Source organism: Mesorhizobium sp. M7A.F.Ca.CA.002.09.1.1, from assembly GCF_003998555.1.
Classification (GTDB): domain Bacteria; phylum Pseudomonadota; class Alphaproteobacteria; order Rhizobiales; family Rhizobiaceae; genus Mesorhizobium; species Mesorhizobium ciceri.
This window is the reverse complement of record NZ_RZRR01001620.1, coordinates 1-439: the sequence shown is the minus strand read 5'-3', so window position 1 is coordinate 439 and position 439 is coordinate 1. Positions and strand designations below refer to the sequence as shown.

At 60.4% G+C, this 439-nt stretch carries 1 pseudogene; it reads right to left on the bottom strand.

Annotation, left to right across the window (positions count from 1 at the left end):
- Positions 1–224: 224 nt before the first annotated feature.
- A pseudogene (locus tag EN994_RS34990) lies at positions 225–439 on the bottom strand (hydrolase); the annotation flags it as partial.

The following is a 439-nucleotide window of genomic DNA, read 5'->3' as shown; positions in this document are numbered from 1 at the left end:
GTCCATGCCTTCGGCCTCCCGTTTCGGGACGGCCGAACCATCCTTGGCATCAGCGACGGGCATGAGCGCGCCTGCGGACCGTGATCGAACAAGCTACTGTGGTCGCCGCTGGTTAATTTAGCGTTTTAATGCATGTCGCCCAAAAGTGACCTCGGTTTTGGGGGAATGACATGCATAAAAAGACCTAAAGCGCGTCGCGTGAATCCGTTTCAGCGCGACGCGCTTTAGCCGATTGCGGTCGCCGAAACCTGATGCCGCGACGTCTCGATCGCCGAAAACCGTTTCAGAAACGCGTTCTGCGCCCAGGTCACCGAACGTGGCGTGAAATCGAAGCGGTCGGCATTGAAGCCGCGCGGACGGCCGAAGAACTCGGTCGCCTCGGCGGTCGAAAAGCCGGCGAGCAGCGTTGCCTCGAAATAGGCGGCGATCTGGTCGGCGC